The 11,713-nt window shown below is 67.7% G+C and carries 9 protein-coding genes; 7 read left to right on the top strand and 2 right to left on the bottom strand.

Annotated features, from left to right (window positions below; genetic code table 11):
* Nucleotides 1-6: 6 nt before the first annotated feature.
* Entirely contained in the window at nt 7-411 is a 405-nt protein-coding gene (locus L6Q96_15025; GenBank protein MCK6555868.1) for a hypothetical protein, read from the bottom strand.
* Nucleotides 412-611: 200 nt separating this feature from the next.
* Between L6Q96_15025 and L6Q96_15020 the strand changes: the two genes are divergently transcribed.
* From L6Q96_15020 to L6Q96_14990, 7 genes are all read left to right on the top strand, one after another.
* Nucleotides 612-1,622: a hydroxyacid dehydrogenase gene (locus L6Q96_15020; protein ID MCK6555867.1), complete on the top strand. Its 1,011-nt coding sequence runs from the start codon at nt 612-614 to the stop codon at nt 1,620-1,622.
* Nucleotides 1,623-1,768: 146 nt separating this feature from the next.
* On the top strand, nt 1,769-2,563 hold the full coding sequence (locus tag L6Q96_15015) for a sugar phosphate isomerase/epimerase (GenBank protein ID MCK6555866.1): 795 nt from the start codon (nt 1,769-1,771) through the stop codon (nt 2,561-2,563).
* 65 nt (nt 2,564-2,628) lie between these two features.
* On the top strand, nt 2,629-4,140 hold the full coding sequence (locus tag L6Q96_15010; protein MCK6555865.1) for an NADH:flavin oxidoreductase: 1,512 nt from the start codon (nt 2,629-2,631) through the stop codon (nt 4,138-4,140).
* Nucleotides 4,141-4,265: 125 nt separating this feature from the next.
* Nucleotides 4,266-5,261: a dihydrodipicolinate synthase family protein gene (locus L6Q96_15005; protein ID MCK6555864.1), complete on the top strand. Its 996-nt coding sequence runs from the start codon at nt 4,266-4,268 to the stop codon at nt 5,259-5,261.
* A 99-nt stretch (nt 5,262-5,360) separates the two neighbouring features.
* A complete protein-coding gene (locus L6Q96_15000) occupies nt 5,361-7,550 on the top strand; it encodes a hypothetical protein (protein MCK6555863.1) in 2,190 nt (729 codons plus the stop codon).
* A gap of 481 nt (nt 7,551-8,031) precedes the next feature.
* On the top strand, nt 8,032-10,314 hold the full coding sequence (locus L6Q96_14995; protein ID MCK6555862.1) for a DUF4215 domain-containing protein: 2,283 nt from the start codon (nt 8,032-8,034) through the stop codon (nt 10,312-10,314).
* Between the two features lie 50 nt (nt 10,315-10,364).
* Nucleotides 10,365-11,363, top strand: coding sequence for a hypothetical protein (locus L6Q96_14990; GenBank protein MCK6555861.1), 999 nt, complete (start codon nt 10,365-10,367; stop codon nt 11,361-11,363).
* Between the two features lie 153 nt (nt 11,364-11,516).
* Here the strand turns inward: L6Q96_14990 and L6Q96_14985 are convergent.
* A partial coding sequence (locus L6Q96_14985; protein ID MCK6555860.1) for a hypothetical protein occupies nt 11,517-11,713 on the bottom strand: 197 nt, incomplete at its 5' end.

The raw sequence follows: 11,713 nt of genomic DNA, 5'->3' as shown, positions 1-11,713 counted from the left end.
CCCGGCTTACGGCCGCTGGGCGGCGCGACGACGGCCGCCGGCAGGCACGGCCTGATAGCGGCCGCGGCGTTGGCGGCGGATCTTTCGCCTCGAAGCCAGACGCATCACCGTCGCACGCAACGAGCGGATGTTCGAAATCCCGAGCCGGGCGGCAACCTCGGGCACTCGGAAGGTCTCGTCCGGGGCCGACTCGAGCAGTTCGACCACGCGGCTGGCGAGGCTGCCCGCCCGAGCCCGCCGGCCCGCGAGTCGACCCACTGCGGGCACCGCCGCCGCGGCCGGCACGCGAGGAGGCCTGCCGGGTCGGCGGACGGGCAACAGAGCATCGAGTTGCGCTTCAAGTTGCTGCACGTTGGATCTCGCCTCCTGGAGGCGACTCACGAGTTCGATGATACGTTCGCGCGTGTCCATGCCCGGGTTCATATCACCGGGCGCGCGTGTGGCAACAGTTGGCAAACGGTTTTGACAACACGATTCGATACGCCGAGCCTCGGCGCGGGCTGGTGCCCGCAACTCCATTTGCGCACCTCCAGCCTGTATTGGGTTTGTCGTCGCTCGTTGGCATTGGTTTCCGGTTGACCGGCCCGGAGTAGAGATGGAACTCTCTACACATGCCCGAACGTCCGACGGTTGTCCTGGCGATGGTGCCAATGTTTACTGCCGATCTGTTCACGCCGGTGCAGTGGCGGCGGTTGGAATCCGCAGGCACCGTGCCCGACCGCGAGCCGTTGGTTGCCTTCGAAGACGAACGGGCTCACCGGCTTCTGCCGATGGCCGATGTTCTGCTGACGAGTTGGGGATGCCCGCCTATCGATGCGGCGGTGCTGGATCGTGCCCCGCGGTTGCGTGCGATCGTGCATGCTGCCGGTACCGTGAAGCAGCACGTCACCGAAGCGTGCTGGGAGCGCGGCTTGCTGGTCACTTCGGCGGCGGCGGCCAATGCGATCCCGGTGGCCGAGTTCACTCTGGCGGCCATCCTGTTCGCCGGGAAGAAGGTGTTGCCGTTGCACCGCCGCTACCGCGAAGTGCGCGGGTTTCGCTGGTGGCCGGCCGAGTTTCCGGGTCTGGGCAACTACCGCAAGGTGGTGGGTATCGTCGGTGCGTCGCACATCGGCCGGCGCGTCATCGAACTGTTGCGTCCCTTCGACTTCAGTGTGCACGTCTACGATCCTTTTCTTACTGGCGCTCGGGCGGCCGATCTCGGGGTTACGGCGGTTGGGCTCGATGACCTGCTGCGGACGGCCGACGTCGTATCGCTGCACGCGCCGGCGTTACCGGAGACGCGCCATCTGATCGATCGGCGCCGCCTGACGCTCCTGCGCGACGGGGCGGTGCTGATCAACACGGCGCGCGGTTGGCTGGTGGATCACGTTGCGCTGCGCGAGGAATTGGAACGCGGACGCATAGACGCCATCCTCGATACCACCGAGCCGGAAGTGCTCGCCGAGGACTCGCCGTTATACGATCTGCCAAACGTGTTCGTCACCCCGCACATCGCGGGGGCCATGGGTACGGAGACCCAGCGCATGACCGATCTCGCCATCGACGAGATCGAGCGCCTGGCGCGGGGCGAACCGTTTCGCCACGGTATTGGACGCGACGATTTGTCCAAAATCGCGTAGTCGCCCGGCCGGCAGGTCGGTCATGGCGCCAACGCGCCGTTCCTGCGCTCGCCGGGCGTGACGCGTGAGCGCATTCCGCACCGGTTACGCGTACCTGGACCGGCGACAACTGGCGATTTGCGTTCATCTGTGTTGAGGTGGGGGGCATGAAAATCGGCTTCTGTTCCATCTCCGCCCTGGACCGGTCGCTGGCCGAGGCGGCGGCGGTAGCGGCGGGTGCGGGTCTCGATGGGCTTGAGGTTTCCGCCCATCCGCCCCACCTCGATCCGGATGCGGACGCGGGGCTGGCCCGCGCGGCCGGGGCGGCCGTGCGGGCGGCGGGCATCGAAGTGATCGCGTACGGTTCCTACCTCGGGCGCTTCGGGCGGACCACACCCGCGCACGCGCGTCGCGAGGCAGCGATCGCCGAGGCGCTCGGAGCGCCGCTGTTACGGGTGTGGGCGGAGCCGCTCGATGAGGCTCCGGCCGACGTGACGCCGGTCGTCGGTCTGATGCGGGCTGCCTGCGACGCGGCCCGGCCTGCGGGCATCGCCGTCGTCATCGAGCGCCATCTTGGCTCGTTCGCCGACACGCCGGAACGCATTGCTCATCTCCTCGACGCGATCGACCGGCCGAACGTGGCGTTGAACTACCAGGTTCTCGACTTCCTTCCGCCCGAGGCCGTGGCCGAGCAACCCGAGGATGCCGCAAGACTGGTGCGCTACGCCCGGTACTTTCATCTGAAGAACTACCAGCCGAATCCGGACGCCGGCGGACCGTTGTTTCCGGGCGGTTCGCTGGCCGATGGCGTGCTCGACTACGGGGCCATCCTTCCTGCCGCCGTGCGGGCGGGGTACGCTGGCCCGATGACGATCGAGTTCCTCGCCGCCGACGCGCGCTCGGTGGAGGAAAAGCTCGCCGCCGACGTGGCCTTCGTGCGCGCCGTGCTGGCGCGAACTTGAGCGGGGAGGGGCGGCATGCCGGACACGGTCGTCGAGTATGCGCCGGGGGGCGAGCCGCCGGCGTCATGACGTTTCCCCGCCTTGCCGCGTTACGCACCGTCGCCAGGTTCCGGGCGCGGTGCGCCGCGCTGGGTGCCGACCTGCCGTGCGACGACGCCGCGCAGTCCGCGCCCGCCTCGCCGCTGGCGGCGCCGCTCGCCGTAGCGCTGCCGGGGCGAACGGCGAGCGCCGCCAACCGTTTCGTGGTGCAACCGATGGAAGGTTGGGACGGCACCGAGGACGGCTTGCCGTCCGATCTCACGCGGCGGCGTTGGGGCAACTTCGGACGCTCCGGCGCGGGCCTGATCTGGGGCGGCGAGGCGGTTGCGGTTCGCGCCGACGGGCGCGCCAATCCGCACCAACTACTGCTCAACGAGGCCACGGCATCGGCAATCGGGTCGCTGCGGAAGCTGGTGCTGGCCACCGCACGGGAGGCCGGTCACCCGGAACCCGTGATCGGATTGCAGCTCACGCACAGTGGCAGATGGGCGCGGGTGCCGCAGGTCCGGGTTGCGTGCCCCGGACCCGAAGCTGACCTGAGCGATGGCGCCGGTGCGCCCGGGCGGGGCCCGCTCGGGATGCCGGCGCCGAGAGTCGCGTTTCGGCACCCGTTGCTCGATGCGCGCGTCGGTGTACACGACGATACTGCCGTGTTGTCGGATGACGAGGTCGGAATATTGATAGGGGATTTCGCGGCGGCGGCACGGCTGGCGCAGGAGGAAGGGTTCGACTTCGTCGATATAAAGCACTGCCACGGTTACCTGCTGCACGAGTTCCTGGCGGCGCGAACGCGAAGCGGCGCTTACGGCGGAACGAGGCTGGGAGAGCGGACACGGTTGCTGCACGAAATCGTCGGCGCGGTGCGGACCGCCGCGCCCCGGATCGGCATTGCGGTGCGATTGTCGGTCTTCGACGCCGTGCCGCACCGACCGGCAGAAGTCGGCGCCGGCGGCCGACTCGGGCCGGGTGTGCCGGTGGACTATCCGGCCCCGTATCCATTCGGCTTCGGCGTGGATGTGCGCCAGCCCACGACGATCGATTGGGATGAACCGCTGGCGGTTGTCGGTCAGCTCCGCGCAGCGGGAATCCGTCTGCTCAACGTTACCGCCGGCAGTCCGTACTACGTCCCGCACTTGCAGCGTCCGGCGTTGTTTCCGCCTTGCGACGGCTACGCGCCGCCGGAGGATCCGTTGGTCGGTGTGGCGCGGTTGTTGGACGCGGCGCGGCGCGTCAAGGTTGCGGCGCGCGAGATGACGGTCGTGTCGACGGGGTGGACTTATCTCCAGGAATTCATACCGCACGTTGCGCAGGCTTGCGTCCGCGAAGGGTGGTGCGACGCTGTCGGCCTCGGACGACTGGTGCTGTCTTACCCGGAAATGCCGGCCGATGTGCTCGCCGGCCGGCCGCTGGATCGTAAGCGCCTTTGCCGCACGTTCAGCGACTGCACCTCGGCTCCTCGCCGGGGCTTCGTGTCGGGTTGCTACCCGCTCGATCCGTATTACGGCAATTTGCGCGGATACGTCAGGGCAAGGCGATAAGGGACCGCGGCGAATGGATCCGTACGGTCACGGACACGAATACGGTTGCAGGGGTGGCGTCGGGTGTCGGTCACGCCTCGTGGTTAGTCAGGGCGAGCCGTTCCGCTGATCCTCGGATGGATTCGGTGACCGCTCTCTCCGCAGCTTTCTCCCGTCTGGCGACCCGCCGGGTGCACGGTATTTCGGCGGTGCTGTTGCCGTACGAACCGGGGGGGAGTATCGACTGGGCGGCCTTCGCAAGGCATCTGGTGCGGACCCGCGCCGCCGGTCTGGACGTTGCCGTCAACATGGACACGGGCTTCGGCGACTTGCTCACCGAGGCGGAGCGAGAGGCTGTTCTGGATACGACGCGGCGCGTCCTCGGTGCGGGTGTGCCGTTTTATGCCGGGGCGTATACGGATTCGGACCGCAGCGACCCCGTGGCGGGTTACCACCGGGCGATCGCGGCCATCCTGCGGCGCGAGGCGATTCCCGTCATTGTCCAATGCCGCGCCATGCACGGCCTCGGCGCCCCGGAAAAGGCGGCGCTGTACCGCGCCATTGTCGCGCCGACGGAGCGCGCCGTGGCGTTCGAACTGGGTCCGGTGTTCGCGCCGCACGGCGAGATCTGGGACGAAGAAACCTTTCGCCTCGTGATCGAGATACCCGCGCTCGTCGGCGCCAAGCATTCTTCGCTGGACCGTGCCACGGAGCTGCGGCGGCTGGCGGCGCGCGACCGGCTGCGTCCCGACTTCCGCATTTACACGGGCAACGACCTTGCCATCGATCTGGTCGCTTACGGCAGCGACTACCTGCTCGGGCTGTCGACCTTTGCCCCGGACGCGTTTGCGGCGCGCGATCGTGCCCTCGCCGCTGGCGATGTCGCGTTCCTTGGGCTCAACGATGCCTTGCAGCACCTCGGCAACGTCGGCTTCCGCGCTCCCGTGCCGGCGTACAAGCACGCCGCGGCGCAGTTTCTCCACATCGCCGGCGCCCTCGAGTGCGATGCCATCCATCCCCGCGCGCCGCGGCGGCCCCAGAGCGACCGCATCCTGCTGTTCGACTGCGCAACGCGGCTCGGCCTGATCGACGATCCCGAACGAGTTTATGCCGAACGCGTGCGCCCGTTTGTGGCGGGTTGAGGGAGGCGAGGAGCGCCCCGGGGGGGCGAGGGAATCCCGCGGGCGGAGCGCGAAAATGGGCGGGACTTCGGCGGCGCGGCAATATAGGCTGCCTTCGTCATGGTGCGATTTCGAGTTGAGTTCCGGAACCCGCGATTGTGGGGCATCCTCGTGCTGCTTGCGTTTGTCGCCGCGTGCGGAGACAACGACGGCGTGAGTCCGCCCGGGGCGTCGACCGCGACTGTCGACGGATACGTCGATCCGGCTTACATGCGGGCGCGCAGTATCGATTACTTGCGCTTCGCGACCGCGTCCTTTGCGGCCGGCAACCCCCTGAACGTGATCGCGCACCTGGAGCGGGAGCGTCTCGATCCGCCCTACACGGCGCCGCGCGACGCAATCCCCGTCGATGCCTGGGATCGGCAGTTCGCCAAGATGGCGGCGCTCGAAGATACGCGCGACTTCGATGCGACGTACCTGCTGAACCTGTTGCTCGGGTACCGCGAGCACCCGGCCCTGCCGCGGGCGCTCGTCGACAAGGTCGAGGCGGCGCTGGTGGCGTTCAAGTTCTGGTACACCGAGCCGACGCCGGCGGGGATGCTCGACAACTCGTACTACTGGACCGAAAACCACGAGATCCTTTACCACGCCATCGAGTATCTCATGGGCCAGACATACCCGGACCGGGTGTTCTCGTCCGACGGTAAGAGCGGTCGCGAGCACCTCGCTCACGCGCGCGGCAAGCTCCTGCGCTGGTTCGACATCCGCGCGCGGTTCGGGTTCAGCGAGTGGCATTCGAACGTGTACTACCAGAAAGACCTCACCCCCCTGCTGACGTTGGCCGAGTATGCCCAGGACCCGGCGATCGCGACGCGAGCGGCCATGGTGCTCGATGTGCTCCTGTTCGACCTGGCGCTGCACACGCAACGCGCGGCCTTCGGGGTGACCCACGGGCGGTCGTACAAGAAGGACAAGATGACCTCGCTCACGGAGGACACGTGGGGCGCCACGAAGATGTTGTTCGATACGACCGAGTACCCGTATCAGTCGATCTCCCACGCGGATGCCGTGCTGCTGGCGCGCGCACGGCGGTATCGGGTGCCGGAGGCGATTCTGCGCGTCGCGCGTAGCCCGCAGTCTTTCGTCGATCGGGAAAGGATGAGCATCGACATTCAGGAAGACGGCCCTTACGACCGGACGCCGCGGGCACCGTACGAATTCTCCTTCACGGATCCCGAGGATTTGTCGGTGTGGTGGAGTATCGGAGCGATCACGACCTGGCCGGTGGTGCCGCTCACGGTTCAAACGATGGAGCAATACAACCTCTGGGAGACGACGAACTTCGCGCCGTTCATCGGCTTCCGGGACCTTGCGGGGGATATCGAGTTCGCGCAGGGCCTGGCGCTGCGTTATGGCGCTTTCCTGAGCTTCGCGCTGCTGAAGGAAGTCAACACGTATACGTACCGCACGCCGGATTACATCCTGTCCAGTGCGATCGACTACCGGAAGGGCCGTTTCGGCGCGCAGTATCACTCGTGGCAGGCGACCTTCGATGCCAATGCGATAGCCTTTACCAACCACCCGTTCCGGCCGTTGGCGCGCTCGACCGATTGGCTCGACGATTCCGAGGACGGCGGATACTGGAACGGCGAGGCGAGCATGCCGCGTTCGGCGCAGTACGAGAACGTGGCGGTGCACATCTATGCGCCGCAGTACAGGCCGCGAAATCCAGAGCCGTTCACGTATTTCCGTTACGAGCCGTACACGCACGCCTATTTCCCGCAGGATCACTTCGAGGAAGTAGTGCAGGAGGGGCCGTGGACCTTCGGCCGGTTTCGCGACGGCTACCTCGCGCTTTACTCGCACCGGCCGGCGACGTTCATGGTGTACGATCCGGCGGTGTATGCGACCAACGGTATGGTGAAGCCGTTCGACATGCGCGCCGACGGCGGTGCGGATACGGTGTGGATCGTGGAGTGTGGCCGGAAGGTGCAATGGGGCGGTTTCGAGGCGTTCCGTTCGGCGATTGTCGCCAGTCGCGTGGTGGTGACGTCGCGCGGTCCGGTGCAGGCCGGCGTGTCGCCGGGATACGACGTCGAGTACGACTCGCCCAGTCAGGGACGGATTGCCTTCGGATGGGAGGCGCCGTTCGTTGTCCGCGGCGTCGAACAGCCGCTGAGTGGATACCCGCGTTTCGACAATCCCTGGTCGCAGACGCCCTTCAACACCCGCACGATGCGCATCGAAGCCGGCGAGGTTGGTGTCGTGCTCGACTTCGAGCGCACGGTGCGTGAGGTGTATGGACGGTGAAAAGGGAGTCCTGGGGTCTTGAGGTCCTGGGGTCCTGAGGTGCCGAGGGCGCGAGGTGCTGAGCCCCCGTGCCTGCCCGCGCAATGCCGTCCGCCGTCGTCGTAGCGGCAGGCCCCCGTGCCTGCGCGCAGCAACCCACCGTCGTTGTCCCGTATCTGCGCTGTTGACGGGTGGCGGGGGATAACATACGGCAGCGGGCATGATCGAGTTCTTGTCTGACAGGGGCGAGGACGGCAGTGACGGCACGGGGGAGGTCGCGGGCGATGCGCCCTCGGAAGCCGCCGCGCAGAACTGTAGGTCGACCTGGAATATGGCAGTTCGACGAGGCGGTGCGGAACCTGGGTCACGCCCGATGACGAGAAGACGATAACGAAAAGGGGGGCCCATCGTGACACGAGCGGTTCGGCTCGGAAGGCGGGCGGGTGTGGGTGTGGCGGCACGGATGTGGTCAGAGGCGGCAGGGCCGCAAGGCCCCGGGGGGATGGCGTTGGCCGGGCCGATGCGGCGGCTGTGGTCTGTGCTGACCTCGTCGGTCATGGTGGGGGTCGCCGCCGTCGTGGGCGTACAGGCAGCCCGGGCGCAGGCGCCCGCGGAGTTGGTGAAAGACATCGACAGTTCAGTTATTTCGGGCGGCTCGAACCCGGCGTCAATAACGCCGGTCGGGCCGGTCACTTTCTTTGTGGCGTCCTCTCCGGCCACTGGAACAGAGCTCTGGCGCACGGACGGGACGGCGGCGGGGACAGTGCTGGTGAAGGACATCAACCCTTGGAGCGGGAGCTCGTTTCCGGAGTCCCTGACGAACGTGAACGGCACGCTGTTTTTCCGGGCGGACGACGGGATCAGCGGGTCCGAGCTGTGGAGGAGCGACGGGACGGCGGCGGGGACGGTGCAGGTGAAGGACATCAACCCGGGCAGCGGTTCCTCGTCTCCCGCGTACCTGACGAACGTGAGCGGCACGCTGTTCTTTCGGGCGGACGACGGGAGCAGCGGGTACGAGGTGTGGAAGAGCGACGGGACGGCGGCGGGGACGGTCCTGGTGAAGGACATCGTCCCGGGCAGCGGGTACTCGTATCCCGACTACCTGACGAACGTGAACGGCACGCTGTTTTTCCGGGCGAACGACGGGAGCAGCGGGTACGAGCTGTGGAAGAGCGACGGGACGGCGGCGGGGACGGTGCAGGTTGCGGACGTGAGACCGGGCGCGATGTCGTCCTGGCCAAGGTCCCTGACCGCGCTTGGCTCGGCGGTGCTCTTCAGCGCTACCGACGACGCGTACGGTACCGAGCTGTGGAAGGTGGCCGACATCGCGTCCTGCGGCGATGGCACCGTCGACCCCGGCGAAGCCTGCGACGACGGCAACTTCGTCAACGGCGACGGCTGCGACAACGCCTGCACACCCAGCGCCTGCGGGAATGGTTACGCCGGCGGCGCGGAACAGTGCGACGACGGCAACACGAACAATAACGACGCCTGTAAGAACGATTGCACGGTCAGCGTTTGCGGCGACGGCACGCTCGAAGCGCTGGTCGAAGCCTGCGACGACGGTAACACCAGCAACGCCGACGGCTGCACCAACGCCTGCATGCCCGCGCTGTGCGGCGACGGCTACGTGCAGCCCGGGGAGATCTGCGATGACGGCAATGTCGACGGCGGCGACTGCTGTGCGGCGACGTGTCAGGCGGCCGCCGCGGACGGGACAGCATGCGACGACGGTAACGTGTGCACGAGCGGCTCGACGTGCGGCGGCGGCGCCTGCGGCGCACTCGACAGTTGCAGCGACGGAAATCCTTGCACCAACGACTTCTGCGACCGTCTGAGCGGGTGCTACGTCGTGACCAACGTGGCGCCGTGCGACGACGGAGCATTCTGCAACGGCGCCGACACCTGCGCGGGCGGCACGTGCGGAGTCCATGCGGGCGACCCGTGCACGGCGGGCCCTGAATGCGACGACGTCTGCAACGAGAACGCGGACACGTGCGCGGTGAGCGCCGGGACGCCGTGTACGGCGGACTCGAGCCCGTGTTCGCTGGACGAGTGCGACGGCGCCGGGGCGTGCACGCATCCGGGCGGCCACGCCGGGGTCGAGTGCCGGGCGGCGGTGGGCCCGTGCGATGTGGCGGAAGCGTGCGACGGGTCGAGCCCGTCGTGCCCGCCGGACGGCGGGGTGCCCGACAGCGATGGCGACACGCTGTGCGATGCCATCGATCCGTGCACCAACGTCGGCGGCGGTCGCAACCTGACGATCAGGCCGAAGGTGACCGTGGGCAGAATCGACCCCGACCCGACGCCGGGCAATGATAGCGTCAGCGTCGGCGGCGAGTTCGTTCTGCCGGCGTCGACGAGCTTCGCGGCGCTCGACCCGCAAACCGACGGGGCGCGGGTGATGGTCGTGACGGCAACCGGGGTGCCCCGGATCGACGTGACGCTGCCGGGCGGGGTGTACGCGGGGCAGGGGACACGGGGCTGGACGCGTAACGGCCGTGGCACGAAGTGGACATTCCAGGACAGGACGGGCGCGCCCGGCAACGGCATCGTCAAGGTGGTAGTCCGGGATCGGGGCGCCAGGGCGCCGCGGCAGGTGAAGCTGCTGGTGAAGGGAAAGAACGGAGCCTACCCGGTGGTCTCCGGGGACGAGCCGGTGACGGCGATCGTGGTGCTCGGCGGCCAGGCGGCGGCGGCGGCGGGCGAATGCGGCGAAACGGCATTCGTCCCCGGGAACTGCTCCTTCAACCGCAGCGGCAACAAGCTGTTGTGCAAGCCGTAGGCGTGGGGGGCCGGGGGGCATGAGGGCGTGAGGCCCCCAAGCCCCCACTCATGTTCGCCCTCGCAGACCTGATCTCCCGGGTGGAGGCCATTGTTGCGGCGCACGCCGTGGGCGACACGGGTGCATACGCGCGCTGGCTGTGGCAGGACGAGAGCGGTTCGCGTCAGCTTGGGATCAACGAGTACGGCTGCGCCGATGCGGCGAACGTGCTCTACACCATCGGTGGATTTCCCGAAGTCGGCGACCGGCCCGCGTGGGTGCGGGTACTGCAGGCGCGTCAGGATGCCACCGGCGGTCTGTTCCGGGAGACGACGCACGATCCCCTGCACACGACGGCGCATTGCGTCGCGGCGCTCGAGCTGTTCGAGGCGCTGCCGGTGCATCCGCTGCGCGCACTTGCTGCGTTGGCGACCTGCGAGGGAATAAGGGGCTTACTCGACGAACTCGACTGGACCTGGAACCCGTGGGGCGAATCGCACAAGGGTGCCGGGGCGTATGCGGCGCTGCGTTTGGCCGGCGAACCGGAGCCGGGCTGGGAGGACGCTTACTTCGCCTGGTTGTGGGAGGCGGCCGACCCGGCGACGGGATTGTGGCGGCGCGGGTGTATCGATGCCGGCGGGGCTGCGATGCTGTTTCACCATCTGGCCGGTTCGTTCCACTACTTGTTCAATCACGAGTACGCGCGCCGGCCGTTGCGTTATCCCGCCGCGATGGTGGACACGTGTCTGCGCATCGAGGCTGAGGGGTTGTTCGCGCCGCTGGGCTGTACGGTGGGCTTTGCGGAGATCGACTGGGTGTATTGCCTGCACCGGGCACTGCGTCAGTCCGGGCATCGGTTCGCGGATGCGCGGTCGGCGTTGAGCCGGTTCGCGCGTCGGTACGTGGACTATCTGTGCAGCCTCGATGCGCTCGCCGACGACGGCCTGAACGATCTGCATCAGCTCTTCGGTGCGGTGTGTGCGCTGGCCGAGTTGCAGCAAGCCCTGCCGGGGATGCTCCGTACGGAACGCCCGTTGCGTCTGGTGTTGGATCGGCGACCGTTTGTTTGAGGACGGGCGTGAGGGCCCCGGGGGCCTGGGGGCGTGAGGGCATGGGGCCCGCAACTCCCCTCGCCTCCATCCTTCTCGCCGGCGAATTGTCCGCATGGTTTCTACGTCCCCGCAGCCCGACGAATCAGGCCGACGGCATCGTTGCGTGTGCCATCAGGCTACGTAGGATATCGGCCGAGGTGACGAGCGATGGCGATGGATGCAGTGATGGAATCTCCGGTGTGGGCATAGTTCGAACAGGCCGCGCGCGAGTTCCGGGCGTTCGGCGTGAGTTCCGTACACGTACTCAGCGAAGCGGTACACGTACTCGTACACGGACTGAGGACCCGCGGCGGTGAAGTTGGACCACG

The sequence above is a fragment of the Candidatus Binatia bacterium genome, from assembly GCA_023150935.1.
Lineage (GTDB): Bacteria > Desulfobacterota > Binatia > HRBIN30 > HRBIN30 > JAKLJW01.
This window is presented reverse-complemented; position numbering and strand designations above follow the sequence as displayed.